The following is a 21,619-nucleotide window of genomic DNA, read 5'->3' on the forward strand; positions in this document are numbered from 1 at the left end:
ATGTATGATACGCGCCCCATTTCGTTGCCCGACTGTCCGAGAACACCCCATGCAGCTCTCTTCGCTCACTGCGGTTTCCCCTGTTGACGGCCGCTACGCCGGCAAAACCCAGGCCCTGCGCCCCATTTTCAGCGAATACGGCCTGATCCGTGCTCGCGTCCTCGTTGAAGTGCGCTGGCTCCAGCGCCTGGCCGCCCACAGCGCCATCAGCGAAGTGCCGGCGTTCTCCGCCGAAGCCAACGCCGTGCTCAATGCCCTGGCAGAGAATTTCTCCCTGGAGCACGCCGAGCGCGTCAAAGAGATCGAGCGCACCACCAACCACGACGTCAAGGCCATCGAGTACCTGCTCAAGGAACAAGCCGCCAAGCTGCCTGAGCTGGCCAACGTCAGTGAGTTCATCCACTTCGCCTGCACCAGCGAGGACATCAACAACCTGTCCCACGCCCTGATGCTGCGCGAAGGCCGTGATGAAGTGATGCTGCCGCTGATGCGCCAGACCGCCAACGCCATCCGCGAGCTGGCGATCCGTTTCGCCGAAGTGCCGATGCTGTCGCGCACCCACGGCCAGCCGGCCTCGCCGACCACCCTGGGCAAGGAGCTGGCCAACGTCGTGTACCGCCTGGAGCGCCAGATCGCCCAGGTCGCTGCCGTGCCGCTGCTGGGCAAGATCAACGGCGCCGTGGGCAACTACAACGCCCACCTGTCGGCCTACCCGGACATCGACTGGGAAGCCAACGCCCGCGCCTTCATCGAAGACGAGCTGGGCCTGGCCTTCAACCCCTACACCACGCAGATCGAGCCGCACGACTATATCGCCGAGCTGTTCGATGCCATTGCGCGCTTCAACACCATCCTGATCGACTTCGATCGCGATATCTGGGGCTACATCTCCCTGGGCTACTTCAAGCAGCGTACCATTGCCGGCGAAATCGGTTCCTCGACCATGCCGCACAAGGTCAACCCGATCGACTTCGAAAACTCCGAAGGCAACCTGGGCATCGCCAACGCACTGTTCCAGCACCTGGCAAGCAAACTGCCGATCTCCCGCTGGCAGCGCGACCTGACTGACTCCACCGTGCTGCGCAACCTGGGCGTGGGCTTTGCTCACAGCGTGATTGCCTACGAGGCCAGCCTCAAAGGCATCAGCAAACTGGAGCTCAACGCGCAGAAAATCGCCGAAGACCTGGACGCCTGCTGGGAAGTCCTGGCCGAGCCAATCCAGACCGTGATGCGCCGCTACAACATCGAAAACCCCTACGAAAAGCTCAAGGAACTGACGCGCGGCAAGGGCATCAGCCCAGAAGCGCTGCAGACTTTCATCGACGGGCTGGACATGCCCGCCGCGGCCAAGGCCGAGCTGAAACAGCTCACCCCGGCCAGCTACATCGGTAATGCCGCAGCCCAGGCCAAGCGCATCTGACCGATTGCTCGACCTTTTGACGCCCGGCCGCGCCGGGCGTTTTTATTCCTGCTAGAAAAGTACACTTTTTCAATAGGTTACACATGAATCCTGATATTCCTCTTCAACTTCTGGGCGGCATCACTGCACGGGAATTTCTGCGTGACTACTGGCAGAAGAAACCCCTGCTGATCCGTCAGGCCCTGCCTGACTTCGAAAGCCCGATCGAACCTGACGAACTGGCCGGCCTGGCCCTGGAAGAAGAAGTCGAATCGCGCCTGGTGATCGAAAACGGCGAGCGCCCATGGGAACTGCGCCGCGGGCCCTTCGCCGAAGACGAGTTCAGCAAGCTGCCGGAACGCGACTGGACCCTGCTGGTCCAGGCCGTGGACCAGTTCGTCCCGGAAGTCGCCGAGCTGCTGGAGCACTTCCGCTTCCTGCCGAGCTGGCGCATCGATGACGTGATGATCAGCTTCGCCGCACCTGGCGGTAACGTCGGCCCGCACTTCGACAACTACGACGTGTTCCTGCTGCAAGGCTTTGGTAAGCGCAACTGGAAGATCGGCCAGATGTGCGACTCCGAAAGCCCGCTGCTGCAACACGCGGACCTGCGCATCCTCGCCGAGTTCGAAGAAACCGAAAGCTGGGTCCTGGAGCCCGGCGACATGCTCTATCTGCCACCGCGCCTGGCCCACTATGGCGTTGCGGTGAACGATTGCATGACCTATTCGGTCGGTTTCCGCGCCCCAAGCGCCGCCGAAGTCCTGACCCACTTCACCGATTTCCTCGGCCAGTTCCTGCCGGACGAAGACCGCTACACCGACGCCGACGTGCAGCCGGCCAGCGATCCGCACCAGATCCAGCAGGACGCCCTCGACCGGCTCAAGGGCCTGCTGGCCGAGCACATGAGCGACGAGCGCCTGCTGCTGACCTGGTTCGGCCAGTTCATGACCGAACCACGCTACCCGGAACTGGTGACCGGACCCGAACTGGAAGAAGAAGACCTGCTGGGCAGCCTGGAACAGGGCGCGATCCTGATCCGCAACCCGAGCGCGCGCCTGGCCTGGTCGGAAGTGGATGAAGACCTGCTACTGTTCGCCAGCGGCCAAAGCCGCCTGCTTCCCGGTAAGCTGCGCGAACTGCTGAAAATGATTTGCGCCGCCGATGCCCTGCATATCGACAACCTCGGCCAGTGGCTGGCGGATGACGATGGGCGCGGCCTGTTGTGTGAACTGGTCAAGCAAGGGAGCCTGGGGTTTGCCGATGAATAAGATTCACGTACGTGTCGCAGACTGGCAAAAGGACAACGCCGAGATCCGGCGCATCCGTGAAGCCGTATTCATTGCCGAGCAATCGGTGCCGCCCGAACTGGAGTGGGATGCCGACGACGACAGCGCCGTGCACTTCCTGGCCTTCGAGGGCGACTTCCCCATCGGCACCGCGCGCCTGCTGCCCGACGGCCATGTGGGCCGGGTTTCGGTGCTCAAGGACTGGCGCGGCCTGAAGGTTGGCGACGCGCTGATGCGCGCGGTGATCGATGAAGCCGAAAAGCGCGGCCTGAAGCAACAGATGCTCAGCGCCCAGGTCCAGGCCACGGCATTCTATGAGCGCCTGGGCTTCTCCATCGTCAGCGAGGAGTTCCTCGAAGCGGGCATTCCCCACGTCGACATGGTTCGCGGCGCCTGACCGACACGCCGCTCGCGGCAACGGCCAGCCAAAACGCCCCGCCATCCCTCCTCCGGCAACTAAGCTGGAGACCAGGATGCCGGGGCGTTTTGCCGTGCGCGATTCAACTTGCCCCACCCAAAGCCGACAAAGTGTCAAACTCAAGGCTTTACGCCAGCTACTCGCGGAGATAACGGATATGTCCCTACGCACCCTGCTCACGACGCTGCTGCTGACCTTCAGCTGTTCGGTCATGGCCGCCACCGAGATCGTGCCCCTCAACAACCGCACCAGTGCCGACCTGCTGCCGGTGGCGCAGAACTTCCTCGGCAAGGACGGCAAGGTCAGCGCCTATGGCAACCAGCTGATCGTCAACGCCGAGTCGGGCAAGATCGCCGAACTGCGAGCCTTTATCGCCCAACTGGACACCGCGGCCAAACGCCTGCTGATCACCGTCGACACCAACGAAAACAACCTGCAGGACAACCAGGGCTATTCGGTCAACGGCGTACCGCAGACGCGGATCATCAACCGCAGCACCGAGAGCCGCGACGGCGGTATCCAGCAGATCCAGGCCAGCGAAGGCGTGCCAGCGCTGATCCAGGTCGGCCAGAGCGTGCCGTTGACCACCACCCAGACCGACCCCTACGGGCGCCTGCAGAACCAGACCCAGTACCGCAACGTCACCCAGGGCTTCTATGTCACCGCCAGCGTTACCGGTGAAACCGTGCACCTGAGCATCAGCACCAACCGTGACCGCATGAGCCAGGAGCGTCCCGATGTAGTGAACGTGCAAAGCACCGACACAACTGTCAGTGGGCGCCTGGGCGAATGGATCACCCTGGCCGGAGTCAATCGCCAGACCCAGGCCGATAAACAGGGCCCGGGCCGCAGCTACTCGACTCAAGGCCGGGACGACATGACCTTGCGGGTCAAGGTCGATGCCTTGGACTAAAGCACCAAAAACTGACTGATTAGTCGTATTAGACCAAAGATGTAGTGCCGCAAAAAAAGCACTACAAAACATTTGACGAGCCAAAAAACCGCGGGCATGATGGCCTCGCTCCCGCTAATCAGGGGCCCTGGCAAGGGCCTTCGGATCGCCGCTCTAACCTACCCACCTGAGCCGATTCGTGTCTGTACCGCCCACAAGGTGTGTTTGACGAGATTGCGACTGGAACGAAGTTGTCCCGAGGGACGGAAGCGTAATTAGGTAGATCGGCAACACACTGATGGAACGCACCAAGGCCCACGACGCCGGCATGCGCCCCGCAGCTCGCCTTCACCTGCTCACTTTCCCCTCGAGCCCATCGTTCACCCGTCGCCATCCCCGCCAGACCCGACTTGACCGCCATAAGCTTCCTGGTCAGCGAGCAGCCTTTTACGCAGCGTTATGAAGCGTGATCGGCGGAGCCGGAACTCTCCAACCAAGAACGACTTTTTACACAAGACGCGACGAGGTTTATCTCCATGGCACTGACACGCGAACAGCAAATTGCAGCCCTTGAAAAAGACTGGGCTGAAAACCCGCGCTGGAAAGGCGTGACTCGCACCTACTCCGCTGCCGACGTGGTCCGTCTGCGTGGCTCGGTTCAACCCGAGCACACCCTGGCACGCATGGGCGCCGAGAAGCTCTGGAACCTGGTCACCCAAGGTGCCAAGCCGTCCTTCCGTCCTGATAAAGATTTCGTCAACTGCATGGGCGCCCTGACCGGCGGCCAGGCTGTACAACAGGTTAAAGCCGGTATCCAGGCGATCTACCTGTCGGGCTGGCAAGTGGCTGCGGACAACAACTCCGCCGAATCCATGTACCCCGACCAGTCGCTGTACCCGGTGGACTCGGTTCCAACCGTGGTCAAGCGCATCAACAACTCGTTCCGTCGCGCCGACCAGATCCAGTGGAAAGCCGGCAAGAACCCGGGCGACGACGGCTACATCGACTACTTCGCACCGATCGTGGCCGACGCTGAAGCCGGTTTCGGCGGCGTACTGAACGCCTACGAGCTGATGAAGAGCATGATCGAAGCAGGCGCCGCCGGCGTTCACTTCGAAGACCAGCTGGCTTCCGTGAAGAAGTGCGGCCACATGGGCGGCAAGGTACTGGTGCCAACCCAGGAAGCCGTACAGAAGCTGACCGCTGCCCGCCTGGCGGCCGACGTTGCCGGTGTACCGACCATCATCCTGGCCCGTACCGACGCCAACGCTGCCGACCTGCTGACTTCCGACTGCGACCCGTACGACCAGCCATTCGTGACTGGCACCCGCACCCAGGAAGGCTTCTACAAAGTGAAAGCCGGCCTGGACCAGGCAATCGCCCGCGGCCTGGCTTACGCTCCGTACGCCGACCTGATCTGGTGCGAAACCGCCAAGCCAGACCTGGACGAAGCCCGTCGCTTCGCCGAGGCGATCAAGAAGGAATACCCGGACCAGATCCTGTCGTACAACTGCTCGCCTTCCTTCAACTGGAAGAAGAACCTGGACGACGCGACCATCGCCAAGTTCCAGCGCGAACTGTCCGCCATGGGCTACAAGCACCAGTTCATCACCCTGGCCGGCATCCACAACATGTGGCACAGCATGTTCAACCTGGCGCACGACTACGCCCGCAACGACATGACCGCCTACGTGAAACTGCAAGAGCAAGAGTTCGCTGACGCCGCCAAGGGCTACACCTTCGTGGCTCACCAGCAGGAAGTGGGCACCGGCTACTTCGACGACATGACCACCGTGATCCAGGGTGGCTCGTCCTCGGTAACCGCGCTGACCGGCTCCACCGAAGAAGAACAGTTCCACTGATTTAGGCCTCACGGCTTGATCGAGCGGCCAATGCAGACCCGGTAAAAACAACTGCATTGCTGTACAGCTGACGCCCCGACTGGTTCGGGGCGTTTTTTTTTGCCCACCCCTCCTGTAGGAGCCGGCTTGCCGGCGAACCTCTACCCTGCGCGCCCTCCTCAAAAGCCTCGCCATGCCCGCCCCTGCAAAAAAGCTGGCCAAACATTGATCCAGGGCGGTGTTAGCAAGGGCGAAAGAGGTTAAAAGGTGCGCCCCTGCTACTTGCAGTAACAGGGATATAACAAGCAACTTTCCCACTCCCCGAAGGAAAGCAGATTAAAACAGCCTCTAAACAATATTGATTATCATTTAGCAGTTGTAACTTTCGTTACAGCAGCTACAAAACATAATTAACAAAACCTCCCCTAATGCCCGCAGGCCGCGGCTTACGGGGCTACCGGGGTGAGCTATGTCCTTATTACGATAAACAATTTCGCTTTAGAAATTTTACTTGCCCGGTGTTTAGCCATAAAATCAGCGCGATTGATTGCGCTGCGACATATCGTCACTGCTTTATTTCTTTATCAAGCTCAGAGACTCTTGCTCTCTGTTAAGGATTACCAGCATGCCCGAAGCGACAGGACTCATGGCCCACAACTGGGGCTTTGCCATTTTCCTTCTGGGCGTTGTCGGCCTTTGCGCCTTCATGCTCGGCGTCTCCAGCCTCCTCGGGTCAAAAGCCTGGGGCCGCAGCAAAAACGAACCGTTCGAGTCCGGCATGCTACCTACCGGTGGCGCCCGCTTGCGGCTCTCAGCCAAATTCTATCTGGTCGCGATGCTCTTCGTGATCTTCGATATCGAAGCCCTCTTTCTCTTTGCCTGGTCTGTGTCCGTCCGCGAAAGCGGCTGGACCGGATTCGTCGAAGCTCTCGTTTTCATAGCAATTCTGTTGGCAGGTCTTGTCTACCTTTGGCGGGTGGGGGCTCTTGACTGGGCTCCGGAAGGTCGTCGTAAGCGGCAGGCGAAGCTAAAACAATGAGGCTTTGGCGATGCAATACAATCTCACCCGGATCGACCCCGATGCTCCTAACGATCAGTATCCGATCGGCGAACGGGAAACCGTTTCCGATCCGTTAGAGGATCAGGTCCACAAAAACATCTTCATGGGCAAGCTCGAAGACGTGCTGAGCGGCGCGGTCAACTGGGGGCGTAAGAACTCCCTGTGGCCGTACAACTTCGGCCTGTCCTGCTGCTACGTGGAAATGACCACCGCCTTCACGGCGCCCCACGACATCGCGCGCTTTGGCGCCGAGGTTATCCGGGCATCGCCGCGTCAGGCGGACTTCATGGTTATCGCCGGGACCTGCTTCATCAAGATGGCGCCGATCATCCAGCGTCTCTATGAGCAAATGCTCGAGCCGAAATGGGTTATCTCCATGGGTTCGTGCGCCAACTCCGGCGGCATGTACGACATCTACTCGGTAGTCCAGGGGGTGGACAAGTTCCTGCCCGTGGACGTCTACGTACCTGGCTGCCCGCCCCGCCCCGAAGCGTTCCTGCAAGGCCTGATGCTCTTGCAGGAATCCATTGGCCAGGAGCGTCGCCCACTTTCCTGGGTCGTCGGCGACCAAGGCGTGTATCGCGCCGAGATGCCGTCGCAAAAGGAACAGCGCCGCGAACAGCGTATACAGGTCACCAACCTGCGCAGCCCTGACGAAGTCTGATCCAGTTCTGTTCTTACAAAGAAACGAACCTGGCTTCACTCTTTACGTTGACCGAAAGCGATAAAAAACCATGACTACAGGCAGTGCTCTGTACATCCCGCCTTATAAGGCTGACGACCAGGATGTGGTCGTCGAACTCAATAACCGTTTTGGCCCTGAGGCATTCACCGCCCAGGCCACCCGCACCGGCATGCCGGTGCTGTGGGTTACGCGCTCCAAACTCGTTGAAATCCTGACTTTCCTGCGCAACCTGCCCAAGCCGTACGTCATGCTCTATGACCTGCACGGCGTGGACGAGCGCCTGCGCACCAAGCGCCAGGGTCTGCCGAGCGGCGCCGATTTCACCGTGTTCTATCACCTGCTGTCGATCGAACGTAACAGCGACGTGATGATCAAGGTCGCCCTGTCCGAAAGCGACCTCAGCGTACCGACCGTGACCGGTATCTGGCCGAACGCCAACTGGTACGAGCGTGAAGTCTGGGACATGTTCGGCATTGATTTCCCGGGCCACCCGCACCTGTCGCGGATCATGATGCCGCCGACCTGGGAAGGTCACCCGCTGCGCAAGGACTTCCCGGCCCGCGCCACCGAATTCGACCCGTTCAGCCTGAGCCTGGCCAAGCAGCAACTGGAAGAGGAAGCCGCACGCTTCCGTCCGGAAGACTGGGGCATGAAGCGTTCCGGGGCCAACGAGGACTACATGTTCCTCAACCTCGGCCCGAACCACCCTTCGGCCCACGGTGCCTTCCGCATCATCCTGCAACTGGACGGTGAAGAGATCGTCGACTGCGTTCCGGACATCGGCTACCACCACCGTGGTGCCGAGAAGATGGCCGAACGTCAGTCCTGGCACAGCTTCATCCCGTACACCGACCGTATCGACTACCTCGGCGGGGTGATGAACAACCTGCCGTACGTGCTCTCGGTCGAGAAGCTGGCCGGCATCAAGGTGCCAGAGAAGGTCGACGTCATCCGCATCATGATGGCCGAGTTCTTCCGCATCACCAGCCACCTGCTGTTCCTGGGCACCTACATCCAGGACGTGGGCGCGATGACCCCGGTGTTCTTCACCTTCACCGACCGCCAGAAGGCCTACACGGTGATCGAAGCCATCACCGGTTTCCGCCTGCACCCGGCCTGGTACCGCATCGGTGGTGTTGCCCACGACCTGCCCCGCGGCTGGGAAAAGCTGGTCAAGGACTTCGTCGAATGGTTGCCCAAGCGCCTGGACGAATACACCAAGGCCGCCCTGCAGAACAGCATCCTCAAAGGCCGGACCATCGGTGTCGCCGCCTACAACACCAAGGAAGCCCTGGAATGGGGCGTCACCGGTGCCGGCCTGCGTTCCACCGGTTGCGATTTCGACCTGCGTAAAGCGCGCCCTTACTCCGGCTACGAGAACTTCGAGTTCGAAGTCCCGCTGGCCGCCAACGGCGACGCCTATGACCGCTGCATGGTTCGCGTCGAGGAAATGCGCCAGAGCATCAAGATCATCGACCAGTGCCTGCGCAACATGCCGGAAGGCCCGTACAAAGCGGATCACCCGCTGACCACGCCGCCGCCGAAAGAGCGCACCCTGCAGCACATCGAAACCTTGATCACGCACTTCCTGCAAGTTTCGTGGGGCCCGGTGATGCCGGCCAACGAATCCTTCCAGATGATCGAAGCGACCAAGGGCATCAACAGTTATTACCTGACGAGCGATGGCGGCACCATGAGCTACCGCACCCGGATTCGCACCCCAAGCTACCCGCACCTGCAGCAGATCCCTTCGGTGATCCGCGGCAGCATGGTCGCGGACTTGATCGCGTACCTGGGTAGTATCGACTTCGTTATGGCCGACGTGGACCGCTAAGCATGAACAGCACGCTTATCCAGACAGACCGTTTCGCCCTGAGCGAAACCGAGCGCTCGGCCATCGAGCACGAGATGCATCACTACGAGGACCCGCGCGCGGCGTCCATCGAAGCCCTGAAGATCGTCCAGAAGGAACGTGGCTGGGTGCCTGACGGCGCGGTCTACGCCATCGGCGAGATCCTCGGCATTCCTGCCAGCGACGTTGAAGGCGTGGCGACGTTCTACAGCCAGATCTTCCGCCAGCCAGTGGGCCGCCACATCATTCGCGTCTGCGACAGCATGGTCTGCTACATCGGCGGCCACGAGTCCGTGGTCAGCCAGATCCAGAGCGAGCTGGGCATCGGCCTCGGCCAGACCACCGCCGACGGCCGCTTCACCCTGCTGCCGGTGTGCTGCCTGGGCAACTGCGACAAGGCACCGGCGCTGATGATCGACGACGACACTTTCGGCGACGTGCAGCCTGCTGGCGTGGCCAAACTGTTGGAGGGCTACGTATGACCCTGACCTCTTTCGGTCCTGCGAACCGCATTGCGCGCACCGCAGAAACCCATCCCCTGACCTGGCGCCTGCGCGACGACGGCGAGCCGGTCTGGTTCGACGAGTACCAGGCCAAGAACGGTTACGCGGCGGCCCGCAAGGCCTTCGCCGACCTGTCCCAGGACGACATCGTGCAGACCGTCAAGGATGCCGGCCTCAAGGGTCGCGGCGGTGCGGGCTTCCCCACCGGCGTGAAGTGGGGCCTGATGCCCAAAGACGAATCCATGAACATCCGCTACCTGCTGTGCAACGCGGACGAAATGGAGCCCAACACCTGGAAAGACCGCATGCTGATGGAGCAACTGCCCCATCTGCTGATCGAAGGCATGCTGATCAGTGCTCGCGCACTCAAGACCTACCGCGGCTACATCTTCCTGCGCGGCGAGTACACCACCGCCGCCAAGCACCTGCGTCGTGCCGTGGAAGAAGCCAAGGCCGCAGGCCTTCTGGGCAAGAACATCCTGGGCAGCGGTTTCGATTTCGAGCTGTTCGTCCACACCGGCGCCGGGCGTTACATCTGCGGTGAAGAAACCGCACTGATCAACTCCCTGGAAGGCCGTCGCGCCAACCCGCGCTCCAAGCCGCCCTTCCCTGCCGCCGTGGGCGTGTGGGGCAAGCCGACCTGCGTGAACAACGTCGAGACCCTGTGCAACGTGCCGGCGATCATCGGCGACGGCGTGGAATGGTACAAATCCCTGGCCCGCGAAGGCAGCGAAGACCACGGCACCAAGCTGATGGGCTTTTCCGGCAAAGTGAAGAACCCCGGCCTGTGGGAGCTGCCCTTCGGCGTGACCGCCCGCGAGCTGTTCGAAGACTACGCCGGCGGCATGCGCGACGGCTTCAAGCTCAAATGCTGGCAGCCAGGCGGCGCCGGTACCGGCTTCCTGCTGCCCGAGCACCTGGACGCCCAGATGTATGCCGGCGGCATCGCCAAAGTGGGCACCCGCATGGGTACCGGCCTGGCCATGGCGGTGGACGACAGCATCAACATGGTGTCCCTGCTGCGCAACATGGAGCAGTTCTTCGCCCGCGAGTCCTGCGGCTTCTGCACACCGTGCCGCGACGGCCTGCCCTGGAGCGTCAAGCTGCTGATGGCCCTGGAAAAAGGCCAGGGCCAGCAAGGGGACATCGAGACCCTGCTGGGCCTGGTGGGTTTCCTCGGCCCGGGCAAGACCTTCTGTGCTCACGCACCGGGTGCCGTGGAGCCTTTGGGCAGCGCCATCAAGTATTTCCGTCCAGAGTTCGAAGCCGGCATCGCGCCCACCAGCGCCGCCGTCCCGCCTCTGGCCCGACCGATCGTAGTCGGCGCGTAACGCTTAAATGAGGGCGCCGGGTCCGTGCCCTGCGCTCGACGTGCGATGACGCCGTGAACGGCTGTGTTGATTCGCACGCATAACAAGATTCCATTAGCCACGCCCGCTGACACCGGGCCAACGAAGAACTTTGAACCATGGCCACTATCCACGTAGACGGCAAAGCGCTCGAAGTCGATGGGGCGGACAACCTGTTACAGGCTTGTCTGTCACTAGGCCTCGACATCCCTTATTTCTGCTGGCACCCCGCTCTCGGTAGCGTCGGTGCCTGTCGCCAGTGCGCGGTCAAGCAGTACACCGACGAGAACGACACCCGTGGTCGTATCGTCATGTCCTGCATGACCCCGGCCACCGACAACACCTGGATCTCCATCGACGATGAAGAATCCAAGGCGTTCCGTGCCAGTGTCGTCGAGTGGCTGATGACCAACCATCCCCACGACTGCCCGGTCTGTGAGGAAGGCGGTCACTGCCACCTGCAGGACATGACGGTGATGACCGGCCACAACGAGCGCCGTTATCGCTTCACCAAGCGTACCCACCAGAACCAGGACCTCGGCCCGTTCATTTCCCACGAGATGAACCGCTGCATCGCCTGCTATCGCTGCGTGCGCTTCTACAAGGACTACGCCGGCGGCACCGACCTGGGCGTCTACGGCGCCCACGACAACGTGTACTTCGGTCGCGTTGAAGACGGCACCCTGGAAAGCGAGTTCTCCGGCAACCTCACCGAGGTCTGCCCGACCGGTGTGTTCACCGACAAGACTCACTCCGAGCGCTACAACCGCAAGTGGGACATGCAGTTCTCGCCGAGCATCTGCCATGGCTGCTCCAGCGGTTGCAACATCTCCCCGGGCGAGCGCTACGGCGAGCTGCGCCGCATCGAGAACCGCTACAACGGTTCGGTGAACCAGTACTTCCTCTGCGACCGTGGCCGCTTCGGCTATGGCTACGTCAACCGCAAGGACCGTCCACGCCAGCCACGCCTGGCCGATGGCACCAAGCTGACCCTGGACCAGGCACTGGATCAGGCCGCAGACCTGCTGCGCGGCCGTAACATCGTCGGTATCGGTTCGCCCCGCGCCAGCCTGGAAAGCAACTACGCGTTGCAGGAACTGGTCGGTGCCGAGCACTTCTACTCCGGTATCGAAGCCTCCGAGCTGGAGCGCATCCGCCTGGTTCTGCAGGTCCTGAACGACAGCCCGCTGCCGGTTCCGAACATGCGCGACATCGAAGACCACGACGCCGTCTTCGTCCTCGGTGAAGACCTGACCCAGACCGCCGCACGCATGGCCCTGGCCCTGCGCCAGTCGGTCAAGGGCAAGGCCGAGGAAATGGCCGATGCCATGCGCGTCCAGCCTTGGCTCGACGCGGCAGTGAAGAACATCGGCCAGCACGCGCTGAACCCGCTGTTCATTGCCAGCCTCGCCGAAACCAAGCTCGACGACGTGGCCGAGGAGTGTGTACACGCCGCTCCAGACGACCTGGCGCGCATCGGTTTCGCCGTGGCCCACGCCATCGACGCCAGTGCCCCTGCCGTGGAAGGCCTGGACAGTGAAGCCCTGGAACTGGCCAAACGCATTGCCGATGCCCTGCTGGCAGCCAAGCGCCCGCTGATCATTTCCGGTACCTCCCTGGGCTCCAAGGCACTGATCGAAGCGGCGGCGAACATCGCCAAAGCCTTGAAGCTGCGCGAGAAAGCCGGCTCCATCAGTCTGATCGTGCCAGAGGCCAACAGCCTCGGTCTGGCCATGCTTGGTGGCGAATCCGTGGACGCGGCCCTGCAGGCGGTGATCGACGGTAAGGCCGACGCCATCGTGGTGCTGGAAAACGACCTGTACACCCGCACCGATGCAGCCAAGGTGGATGCCGCACTGAACGCAGCCAAGGTGGTGATCGTTGCCGATCATCAACAGACCGCTACCCTTGAGCGCGCGCACCTGGTGCTGTCGGCGGCCAGCTTCGCCGAAGGCGACGGCACCCTGATCAGCCAGGAAGGTCGCGCCCAGCGCTTCTTCCAGGTCTTCGATCCGACCTACCTGGACGCCAGCATCATGGTCCACGAAGGCTGGCGCTGGCTGCACGCCCTGCGCAGCACCCTGCTGAACAAGCCGGTGGACTGGACCCAACTGGACCACGTGACCGCAGCCTGCGCCGCGAGCACGGCGCAACTGGCCAGCATCGTCGATGCCGCACCTTCCGCGGCGTTCCGCATCAAGGGCCTGAAACTGGCGCGCGAACCGCTGCGCTACAGTGGCCGTACCGCCATGCGCGCCAACCAGAGCGTGCACGAGCCACGTACCCCGCAAGATCCGGATACCGCCTTCGCCTACTCCATGGAAGGTTACTCGGGCTCCGTCGAACCGCGCTCGCAAGTGCCGTTCGCCTGGTCTCCGGGCTGGAACTCGCCACAGGCCTGGAACAAGTTCCAGGACGAAGTCGGTGGCCACCTGCGCGCCGGTGACCCGGGCACTCGCCTGATCGAAACCCAGGGCGACCGCCTCAACTGGTTCGCCAGCGTGCCGCGAGCCTTCTCCCCGGCCCCGGGCACCTGGCAGGCCGTGCCGTTCTACCACCTGTTCGGCAGCGAGGAAAACTCTTCGAAAGCCGCTCCGGTGCAGGAGCGCATCCCGGCTCCGTACGTTGCTCTGGCCAAATCCGAAGCGGATCGCCTGGGTGTCAACGACGGTGCCCTGCTCGCGGTGAACGTGGCTGGCCAGACCCTGCGTCTGCCGCTGCGCATCAACGAAGAGCTGGGTGCTGGCCTGGTGGGCCTGCCTGCCGGCCTGGCGGGTATTCCTCCGGCAATCGCAGGCATTTCCGTTGATGGTCTGCAGGAGGCGGCACAATGAGTTGGTTTACCCCTGAAGTGATCGACGTGATCCTGACGGTCGTCAAGGCCATCGTGATCCTGCTGGCCGTAGTGATCGCCGGTGCGCTGCTGAGCTTTGTCGAACGTCGCCTGCTGGGCTGGTGGCAGGACCGTTACGGTCCGAACCGTGTTGGCCCGTTCGGCATGTTCCAGATCGCAGCCGACATGCTGAAGATGTTCTTCAAGGAAGACTGGACTCCGCCGTTTGCCGACAAGGTGATCTTCACCCTGGCACCGGTGGTGGCCATGTCCGCCCTGCTGATCGCCTTCGCGATCATCCCGATCACCCCGACCTGGGGCGTGGCGGATCTGAACATCGGCCTGCTGTTCTTCTTCGCCATGGCCGGTCTGTCGGTCTACGCCGTGCTGTTCGCCGGCTGGTCGAGCAACAACAAGTTCGCCCTGCTCGGCAGCTTGCGTGCCTCGGCGCAGACCGTGTCCTACGAAGTGTTCATGGGCCTGGCCCTGATGGGCATCGTGGTACAGGTCGGCTCGTTCAACATGCGCGACATCGTCGAGTACCAGGCGCAGAACCTGTGGTTCATCATTCCGCAGTTCTTCGGCTTCTGTACCTTCTTCATCGCTGGCGTGGCCGTGACTCACCGTCACCCCTTCGACCAGCCGGAAGCGGAGCAGGAACTGGCCGACGGCTACCACATTGAATACGCCGGTATGAAATGGGGCATGTTCTTCGTCGGTGAATACATCGGCATCATCCTGATCTCGGCGCTGCTGGTCACCCTGTTCTTCGGTGGCTGGCACGGTCCGTTCGGCATCCTGCCGCAACTGTCCTTCGTCTGGTTCGCACTGAAGACCGCGTTCTTCATCATGCTGTTCATCCTGCTGCGCGCTTCCATCCCGCGTCCGCGTTATGACCAGGTGATGGACTTCAGCTGGAAATTCTGCCTGCCACTGACCCTGATCAATTTGCTGATAACCGCTGCGGTTGTGTTGTGGAACACACCTGCGGTTGCGGTTCAGTGAGGATTTGACCCATGTTCAAATATATTGGCGACATCGTTAAGGGTACTGGTACCCAGTTGCGCAGCCTGGTCATGGTCTTCGGCCATGGCTTTCGCAAGCGCGACACCTTGCAATACCCGGAAGAGCCGGTCTACCTGCCTCCACGCTACCGTGGCCGCATCGTCCTGACCCGCGACCCCGACGGCGAAGAGCGTTGCGTAGCCTGCAACCTGTGCGCCGTGGCCTGCCCCGTGGGTTGCATCTCGCTGCAGAAAGCTGAAACCGAAGACGGTCGCTGGTACCCGGACTTCTTCCGCATCAACTTCTCGCGCTGCATTTTCTGTGGCCTCTGCGAGGAAGCCTGCCCGACCACCGCGATCCAGCTGACACCGGATTTCGAGATGGCCGAGTTCAAACGTCAGGACCTGGTTTACGAGAAAGAAGATCTGCTGATCTCCGGTCCCGGAAAGAACCCTGATTACAACTTCTATCGTGTTGCAGGTATGGCCATTGCCGGTAAGCCAAAAGGCTCCGCGCAGAATGAAGCCGAGCCGATCAACGTGAAGAGCTTGCTGCCTTAAGGAAGAAAGATGGAATTCGCTTTCTATTTCGCGTCAGGTGTTGCGGTTGTCTCCACACTCCGTGTGGTCACCAATACCAACCCTGTGCACGCCCTGCTCTACCTGATCATTTCGCTGATCGCCGTGGCCATGACCTTCTTCAGCCTTGGCGCGCCGTTCGCCGGTGCCCTGGAAGTGATCGCCTACGCCGGTGCCATCATGGTGCTGTTCGTGTTCGTGGTGATGATGCTGAACCTCGGCCCGGCCGCGGCTCAGCAAGAGCGCATCTGGCTCACGCCCGGCATCTGGATCGGCCCGGTCATCCTGGCCGCGCTGCTGCTGGCTGAACTGCTGTACGTACTGTTCAGCCATCAGAGCGGTGCCGGTATCGGTCAAACCACCGTCAGCGCCAAGGCCGTGGGCATCAGCCTGTTCGGCCCTTACCTGCTGGTGGTCGAACTCGCCTCGATGCTGCTGCTTGCCGCGGCCGTCACGGCGTTCCACTTGGGCCGCAACGAGGCGAAGGAGTAATACGATGCCTACTATCTCTCTCGGTACTATCCCGATGGAACATGGCCTGGCGGTTGCCGGCATCCTGTTCTGCCTCGGTCTGGTCGGCCTGATGGTCCGCCGTAACATCCTCTTCGTGTTGATGAGCCTGGAAGTGATGATGAACGCCTCTGCACTGGCCTTCATCGTTGCGGGCGCCCGCTGGGCGCAGCCGGATGGACAAGTGATGTTCATCCTGGTGATCAGCCTGGCAGCCGCCGAGGCCAGTATCGGCCTGGCGATCCTGCTGCAGCTGTACCGCCGCTTCCACACTCTCGATATCGATGCAGCCAGCGAGATGCGCGGATGAACCTTCTCTTTCTGACTTTCGTATTCCCCCTGATCGGTTTCCTGCTGCTGTCGTTCTCCCGTGGACGCCTCTCGGAAAACCTCTCGGCCCTGATCGGTGTCGGCTCCATTGGCCTGTCGGCCATCGTTGCTGCCTACGTGATCTGGCAATTCAACGTCGCACCGCCCGAGGGTGGCCACTACACCCAGGTGCTGTGGCAATGGATGTCGGTGGACGGTTTCGCGCCGAACTTCGCCCTGTACCTGGATGGTCTGTCCGTGACCATGCTGGGCGTGGTGGTGGGCGTGGGCTTTTTGATCCACTTGTTCGCGTCCTGGTACATGCGTGGTGAAGCCGGCTACTCGCGCTTCTTCGCCTACACCAACCTGTTTATCGCCAGCATGCTGTTCCTGGTACTGGGCGATAACCTGCTGTTCCTGTACTTCGGCTGGGAAGGCGTGGGCCTGTGCTCCTACCTGTTGATCGGTTTCTACTACAGCAACCGCAACAACGGTAACGCCGCACTCAAGGCCTTCATCGTTACCCGTATCGGCGACGTGTTCATGGCCATCGGCCTGTTCATCCTGTTCCAACAGGTGGGCACGCTGAACGTCCAGGAACTGCTGGTGCTGGCTCCGCAGAAATTCCAGGCCGGTGACTTCTGGATTACCCTGGCAACCCTGATGCTGCTGGGTGGCGCCGTGGGTAAATCTGCCCAGTTGCCACTGCAGACCTGGCTGGCGGACGCGATGGCCGGCCCGACCCCGGTTTCGGCACTGATCCACGCCGCAACCATGGTCACCGCCGGTGTCTACCTGATCGCCCGTACCCACGGCCTGTTCACCCTGGCGCCGGAAATCCTGCACCTGGTGGGCCTGGTCGGCGGCGTGACCCTGGTACTGGCCGGTTTCGCCGCGCTGGTGCAGACCGACATCAAGCGGATCCTCGCCTACTCCACCATGAGCCAGATCGGCTACATGTTCCTGGCCCTGGGCGTTGGCGCCTGGGACGGCGCGATCTTCCACCTGATGACCCACGCCTTCTTCAAGGCCCTGCTGTTCCTTGCTTCCGGTGCGGTGATCGTTGCCTGCCACCACGAGCAGAACATCTTCAAGATGGGCGGCCTGTGGAAGAAACTGCCTCTGGCCTACGCCAGCTTCATCGTCGGCGGCGCGGCCCTGGCGGCCCTGCCTCTGGTGACCGCAGGCTTCTACTCCAAGGACGAGATCCTCTGGGAAGCCTTCGCCAGCGGCAACCATGGCCTGCTGTACGCTGGCCTGGTGGGTGCGTTCATGACCTCGCTGTACACCTTCCGCCTGATCTTCATCACCTTCCACGGTGAAGCCAAGACCGAAGCCCACGCCGGCCACGGGATCTCCCACTGGCTGCCGCTGGTGGTGCTGATCGTGCTGTCCACTGCGATCGGCGCGATGATCACCCCGCCCCTGCATGGCGTGCTGCCGCAAAGCGTCGGCCATGCCGGTGGCGAAGCCAAGCACAGCCTGGAAATCGCCTCGGGTGCCATCGCCCTGGCCGGTATCCTGCTGGCCGCCCTGTTGTTCCTTGGCAAGCGTCGCGTTGTGACCGCCATCGCCAACAGCGGCATCGGGCGTCTGCTCTCGGCCTGGTGGTTCGCCGCCTGGGGCTTCGACTGGATCTACGACAAACTGTTCGTCAAGCCATACCTGGCCATCAGCCACGTACTGCGCAAGGACCCGCTCGATCAGACCATCGGTTTGATCCCGCGTATGGCCAAAGGGGGTCACACCTCCCTGAGCCGTACCGAGACCGGTCAACTGCGTTGGTACGCCGCCTCGATGGCAGCCGGTGCCGTGCTGGTCATCGGCGCCATTGTGCTGGTAGCGGTCTGATATGAACCTTGCGAACTTGCGAAAGGAATTGAGCCCGTCATGATTCTGCCTTGGCTAATCCTGATCCCCTTCATCGGCGGCCTGCTGTGCTGGCTGGGTGAGCGCTTCGGCGCCACCCTCCCCCGCTGGATTGCGCTGTTGACCATGACCCTGGAACTCGCTCTCGGCCTCTGGCTGTGGGCCCACGGTAACTATTCATTTGCTCCGGCGCCTGGCGCCGATCCAACTTGGGCCATCGAGTTCAAGCATGTCTGGATCGAGCGCTTCGGCATCAACGTGCACCTGGCGCTGGACGGCCTGTCGCTGTTGATGATCCTGCTGACCGGCCTGCTGGGTATCCTCTCGGTACTCTGCTCCTGGAAAGAGATTCAGCGTCACGTGGGCTTCTTCCACCTGAACCTGATGTGGATCCTGGGCGGTGTGGTCGGCGTGTTCCTGGCGCTGGACCTGTTCATGTTCTTCTTCTTCTGGGAAATGATGCTGGTGCCGATGTACTTCCTCATCGCGCTCTGGGGTCACAGCTCGGCAGACGGCAAGAAAACCCGGATCTACGCAGCGACCAAGTTCTTCATCTTCACTCAGGCTTCCGGCCTGATCATGCTGGTGGCGATCCTGGGCCTGGTGCTGGTGAACTTCAACAACACCGGGGTGATCACCTTCGATTACGCCCAGTTGCTGAAGACCAAGATGTCCACCGCCACCGAGTACATCCTGATGCTCGGCTTCTTCATCGCCTTCGCGGTGAAGCTGCCCGTGGTGCCATTCCACTCCTGGCTGCCTGACGCTCACGCCCAGGCACCGACTGCCGGTTCCGTGGACCTGGCGGGCATCCTGTTGAAGACGGCGGCCTACGGCCTGCTGCGTTTCGCCCTGCCACTGTTCCCCAACGCATCGGCAGAGTTCGCACCGATCGCCATGACCCTGGGTCTGGTCGGGATCTTCTACGGCGCCTTCCTGGCCTTCGCCCAGACCGACATCAAGCGCCTGATCGCCTTCTCCAGCGTTTCCCACATGGGCTTCGTGCTGATCGGTATCTACTCCGGCAGCCAGCAGGCTCTGCAGGGCGCGGTGATCCAGATGCTGGCCCACGGTGTTTCGGCAGCCGCGCTGTTTATCCTCAGCGGCCAGTTGTACGAACGCACCCATACCCGCGACATGCGTGAAATGGGCGGCCTGTGGTCGCGTATCGCCTACCTGCCGGCCATCAGTCTGTTCTTCGCAGCCGCCTCCCTGGGCCTGCCGGGCACCGGCAACTTCGTCGGCGAGTTCCTGATCCTGATCGGCACCTTCGTCAGCGCTCCATGGATCACCGCGATCGCGACTTCGGGCCTGGTGTTCGGCTCGGTCTACTCGCTGATCATGATCCACCGTGCCTACTTCGGCCCGTCCAAGTCGGACGCGGTGCTGCACGGCATGGATGCTCGCGAACTGATCATGGTGCTGGGGCTGGCGGTACTGCTGATCTACATCGGCGTGTACCCGCAACCGTTCCTCGATACCTCTGCCGCCACCATGCATGGCGTGCAGCAATGGCTCAGCACCGCCTTCACTCAACTCGCTTCGGCCCGGTAAGAGCGCTATGGACTTTACGATTCAACACTTTATAGCCCTGGCGCCGCTGCTGATCACCAGCGCCACCCTTGTGGTGGTGATGCTGGCGATCGCCTGGCGGCGCAACCACGCCCAGACCTTCCTGCTATCGGTGGCCGGTCTGAACCTGGCATTGCTGTCGATCTTCCCGGTGCTGAAAGTGGCACCGCTGGCGGTCACCCCGCTGTTGCAGATCGACCAGTTCGCCTGCCTGTACATGGCCCTGATCCTGGTGGCCACCCTGGCCTGCGTCACCCTGGCCCACGCCTACCTGGGCGATGGCAGTAGCGGTTACCCGGGCAACCGTGAAGAGCTGTACCTGCTGATCCTGCTGGCCGCCGCTGGTGGCCTGGTACTGGTCAGCGCGCAGAACCTGGCCGGCCTGTTCATTGGCCTGGAGCTGCTCTCGGTACCGGTCTACGGCCTGGTGGCCTATGCCTTCTTCAACAAGCGCTCCCTGGAAGCCGGCATCAAGTACATGGTGCTTTCGGCCGCCGGTTCGGGCTTCCTGTTGTTCGGCATGGCCTTGCTCTACGCAGAAGCCGGCAGCCTGAGCTTCAGCGGTATCGGCCAGGCCCTGGCCGCCACCGGCCTGCCAAGCCCGCTGGCGCAACTGGGCCTGGGCATGATGCTGATCGGCCTGGCCTTCAAGCTGTCGCTGGTGCCTTTCCACCTGTGGACTCCTGACGTCTACGAAGGCGCCCCGGCCCCGGTCGCCGCCTTCCTGGCCACCGCCAGCAAGGTGGCGGTGTTCGCGGTACTGGTGCGTCTGTTCCAGCTGTCGCCAGTGGCCAGCAGCGGTGTTCTGAGCAACGTGCTGACCGTGATCGCCATTGCCTCGATCCTGGTGGGCAACCTGTTGGCGCTGACCCAGAGCAACCTCAAGCGTCTGCTGGGTTACTCCTCCATCGCCCACTTCGGTTACCTGCTGATCGCCCTGGTGGCGAGCAAGGGCCTGGCCATGGAAGCCATCGGCGTGTACCTGGTCACCTACGTGATCACCAGCCTGGGCGCCTTCGGCGTGATCACCCTGATGTCCTCGCCGTACAAGGGCCGTGACGCCGACGCCCTGTACGAGTACCGCGGCCTGTTCTGGCGCCGTCCGTACCTGACGGCCGTCCTCACCGTGATGATGCTGTCCCTGGCCGGTATCCCGCTGACCGCAGGCTTCATCGGCAAGTTCTACATCATCGCTACCGGTGTCGAAGCGCACCAATGGTGGCTGGTCGGTTCCCTGGTAATGGGCAGCGCCATCGGCGTCTTCTACTACCTGCGAGTGATGGTCACCCTGTACCTGATCGAGCCGAACCTGCGTCGCGTCGATGCCCAACTGCACTGGGAACAGAAAGCCGGTGGCGTCATGCTGCTGGCCATCGCGGTCCTGGCGTTCTTCCTCGGCGTATACCCACAGCCGCTGCTGACCCTGGTCCAGCACTCCGGCCTGGCGGGTTGATCGCTTAGGTTTCAACGCAACAAACAGAACGGCACCTTCGGGTGCCGTTTTGCATTTCAGGGCCCTGCCCTCCCCTCTTCCCAGCGAAACTCGGAATCGCCCTTCCTGTCACGTCGGCCCGGTCCGACATTCAGCCCACTGCCGCAGACATAGACTGTTGCCAGATCAAACGCGGCGCTCAGCGGGCCTTGACCAAAGCTGC

At 61.9% G+C, this 21,619-nt stretch carries 18 protein-coding genes; all 18 read left to right on the top strand.

The window, feature by feature from the left end:
• Positions 1–49 precede the first annotated feature (49 nt).
• The 18 genes from purB to nuoN all read left to right on the top strand — a co-directional run bounded on the left by purB (position 50) and on the right by nuoN (position 21,417).
• Positions 50–1,420 (top strand): adenylosuccinate lyase, encoded by a 1,371-nt coding sequence (gene purB, locus PFLCHA0_RS19780; RefSeq protein WP_019092906.1) that lies wholly within the window; start codon positions 50–52, stop codon positions 1,418–1,420.
• Positions 1,421–1,503: 83 nt separating this feature from the next.
• The gene (locus tag PFLCHA0_RS19785) at positions 1,504–2,670 is read left to right on the top strand and encodes a ribosomal protein uL16 3-hydroxylase (RefSeq protein WP_015636294.1); all 1,167 of its coding nucleotides are present in this window, start codon (positions 1,504–1,506) and stop codon (positions 2,668–2,670) included.
• Positions 2,663–3,085, top strand: coding sequence for a GNAT family N-acetyltransferase (locus PFLCHA0_RS19790; RefSeq protein WP_011062182.1), 423 nt, complete (start codon positions 2,663–2,665; stop codon positions 3,083–3,085). Before PFLCHA0_RS19785 ends, PFLCHA0_RS19790 begins: the two co-directional genes overlap by 8 nt.
• Positions 3,086–3,263: 178 nt before the next feature.
• Positions 3,264–4,019, top strand: a complete 756-nt coding sequence (locus tag PFLCHA0_RS19795) for a secretin N-terminal domain-containing protein (RefSeq protein WP_041752417.1) — start codon at positions 3,264–3,266, stop codon at positions 4,017–4,019.
• Between the two features lie 515 nt (positions 4,020–4,534).
• On the top strand, positions 4,535–5,860 hold the full coding sequence (gene aceA, locus PFLCHA0_RS19800; RefSeq protein ID WP_011062184.1) for an isocitrate lyase: 1,326 nt from the start codon (positions 4,535–4,537) through the stop codon (positions 5,858–5,860).
• A gap of 604 nt (positions 5,861–6,464) precedes the next feature.
• A complete protein-coding gene (locus tag PFLCHA0_RS19805) occupies positions 6,465–6,878 on the top strand; it encodes an NADH-quinone oxidoreductase subunit A (RefSeq protein WP_011062185.1) in 414 nt (137 codons plus the stop codon).
• Between the two features lie 10 nt (positions 6,879–6,888).
• Entirely contained in the window at positions 6,889–7,563 is a 675-nt protein-coding gene (locus PFLCHA0_RS19810) for a NuoB/complex I 20 kDa subunit family protein (RefSeq protein WP_011062186.1), read from the top strand.
• Between the two features lie 70 nt (positions 7,564–7,633).
• Positions 7,634–9,418 (top strand): NADH-quinone oxidoreductase subunit C/D, encoded by a 1,785-nt coding sequence (nuoC, locus tag PFLCHA0_RS19815; protein ID WP_015636296.1) that lies wholly within the window; start codon positions 7,634–7,636, stop codon positions 9,416–9,418.
• Positions 9,419–9,420: 2 nt separating this feature from the next.
• Positions 9,421–9,918: an NADH-quinone oxidoreductase subunit NuoE gene (gene nuoE, locus PFLCHA0_RS19820; RefSeq protein ID WP_011062188.1), complete on the top strand. Its 498-nt coding sequence runs from the start codon at positions 9,421–9,423 to the stop codon at positions 9,916–9,918.
• Positions 9,915–11,270, top strand: a complete 1,356-nt coding sequence (gene nuoF / locus PFLCHA0_RS19825) for an NADH-quinone oxidoreductase subunit NuoF (protein WP_011062189.1) — start codon at positions 9,915–9,917, stop codon at positions 11,268–11,270. Before nuoE ends, nuoF begins: the two co-directional genes overlap by 4 nt.
• Before the next feature lie 137 nt (positions 11,271–11,407).
• Positions 11,408–14,122: an NADH-quinone oxidoreductase subunit NuoG gene (nuoG, locus tag PFLCHA0_RS19830; RefSeq protein ID WP_015636297.1), complete on the top strand. Its 2,715-nt coding sequence runs from the start codon at positions 11,408–11,410 to the stop codon at positions 14,120–14,122.
• Positions 14,119–15,126, top strand: coding sequence for an NADH-quinone oxidoreductase subunit NuoH (gene nuoH / locus PFLCHA0_RS19835; RefSeq protein ID WP_011062191.1), 1,008 nt, complete (start codon positions 14,119–14,121; stop codon positions 15,124–15,126). The genes nuoG and nuoH overlap by 4 nt, the downstream gene beginning before the upstream one ends.
• Before the next feature lie 11 nt (positions 15,127–15,137).
• Positions 15,138–15,686, top strand: coding sequence for an NADH-quinone oxidoreductase subunit NuoI (gene nuoI / locus PFLCHA0_RS19840; protein ID WP_003223795.1), 549 nt, complete (start codon positions 15,138–15,140; stop codon positions 15,684–15,686).
• Between the two features lie 9 nt (positions 15,687–15,695).
• Positions 15,696–16,196 (top strand): NADH-quinone oxidoreductase subunit J, encoded by a 501-nt coding sequence (gene nuoJ, locus PFLCHA0_RS19845; RefSeq protein ID WP_011062192.1) that lies wholly within the window; start codon positions 15,696–15,698, stop codon positions 16,194–16,196.
• Positions 16,197–16,200: 4 nt separating this feature from the next.
• Positions 16,201–16,524, top strand: coding sequence for an NADH-quinone oxidoreductase subunit NuoK (gene nuoK, locus PFLCHA0_RS19850; protein ID WP_011062193.1), 324 nt, complete (start codon positions 16,201–16,203; stop codon positions 16,522–16,524).
• Positions 16,521–18,374, top strand: coding sequence for an NADH-quinone oxidoreductase subunit L (gene nuoL, locus PFLCHA0_RS19855; protein ID WP_011062194.1), 1,854 nt, complete (start codon positions 16,521–16,523; stop codon positions 18,372–18,374). Before nuoK ends, nuoL begins: the two co-directional genes overlap by 4 nt.
• A gap of 39 nt (positions 18,375–18,413) precedes the next feature.
• A complete protein-coding gene (gene nuoM / locus PFLCHA0_RS19860) occupies positions 18,414–19,946 on the top strand; it encodes an NADH-quinone oxidoreductase subunit M (protein ID WP_015636298.1) in 1,533 nt (510 codons plus the stop codon).
• A 7-nt stretch (positions 19,947–19,953) separates the two neighbouring features.
• Positions 19,954–21,417 (top strand): NADH-quinone oxidoreductase subunit NuoN, encoded by a 1,464-nt coding sequence (gene nuoN / locus PFLCHA0_RS19865; RefSeq protein ID WP_015636299.1) that lies wholly within the window; start codon positions 19,954–19,956, stop codon positions 21,415–21,417.
• The last annotated feature ends 202 nt before the right edge of the window (positions 21,418–21,619 follow it).

The sequence above is a fragment of the Pseudomonas protegens CHA0 genome (genome assembly GCF_000397205.1).
Classification (GTDB): Bacteria; Pseudomonadota; Gammaproteobacteria; order Pseudomonadales; family Pseudomonadaceae; genus Aquipseudomonas; species Aquipseudomonas protegens.

Bases quoted from the DNA above. Each gene is read 5' to 3' on its own strand.
- nuoI (WP_003223795.1), top strand. From the start codon at position 15,138: ATGTTCAAATATATTGGCGACATCGTTAAGGGTACTGGTACCCAGTTG.
- PFLCHA0_RS19795 (WP_041752417.1), top strand. From the start codon at position 3,264: ATGTCCCTACGCACCCTGCTCACGACGCTGCTGCTGACCTTCAGCTGT.
- nuoL (WP_011062194.1), top strand. From the start codon at position 16,521: ATGAACCTTCTCTTTCTGACTTTCGTATTCCCCCTGATCGGTTTCCTG.
- PFLCHA0_RS19785 (WP_015636294.1), top strand. From the start codon at position 1,504: ATGAATCCTGATATTCCTCTTCAACTTCTGGGCGGCATCACTGCACGG.
- purB (WP_019092906.1), top strand. From the start codon at position 50: ATGCAGCTCTCTTCGCTCACTGCGGTTTCCCCTGTTGACGGCCGCTAC.
- nuoG (WP_015636297.1), top strand. From the start codon at position 11,408: ATGGCCACTATCCACGTAGACGGCAAAGCGCTCGAAGTCGATGGGGCG.
- PFLCHA0_RS19805 (WP_011062185.1), top strand. From the start codon at position 6,465: ATGCCCGAAGCGACAGGACTCATGGCCCACAACTGGGGCTTTGCCATT.
- PFLCHA0_RS19790 (WP_011062182.1), top strand. From the start codon at position 2,663: ATGAATAAGATTCACGTACGTGTCGCAGACTGGCAAAAGGACAACGCC.
- nuoK (WP_011062193.1), top strand. From the start codon at position 16,201: ATGCCTACTATCTCTCTCGGTACTATCCCGATGGAACATGGCCTGGCG.
- aceA (WP_011062184.1), top strand. From the start codon at position 4,535: ATGGCACTGACACGCGAACAGCAAATTGCAGCCCTTGAAAAAGACTGG.
- nuoC (WP_015636296.1), top strand. From the start codon at position 7,634: ATGACTACAGGCAGTGCTCTGTACATCCCGCCTTATAAGGCTGACGAC.
- PFLCHA0_RS19810 (WP_011062186.1), top strand. From the start codon at position 6,889: ATGCAATACAATCTCACCCGGATCGACCCCGATGCTCCTAACGATCAG.
- nuoH (WP_011062191.1), top strand. From the start codon at position 14,119: ATGAGTTGGTTTACCCCTGAAGTGATCGACGTGATCCTGACGGTCGTC.
- nuoM (WP_015636298.1), top strand. From the start codon at position 18,414: ATGATTCTGCCTTGGCTAATCCTGATCCCCTTCATCGGCGGCCTGCTG.
- nuoN (WP_015636299.1), top strand. From the start codon at position 19,954: ATGGACTTTACGATTCAACACTTTATAGCCCTGGCGCCGCTGCTGATC.
- nuoF (WP_011062189.1), top strand. From the start codon at position 9,915: ATGACCCTGACCTCTTTCGGTCCTGCGAACCGCATTGCGCGCACCGCA.
- nuoE (WP_011062188.1), top strand. From the start codon at position 9,421: ATGAACAGCACGCTTATCCAGACAGACCGTTTCGCCCTGAGCGAAACC.
- nuoJ (WP_011062192.1), top strand. From the start codon at position 15,696: ATGGAATTCGCTTTCTATTTCGCGTCAGGTGTTGCGGTTGTCTCCACA.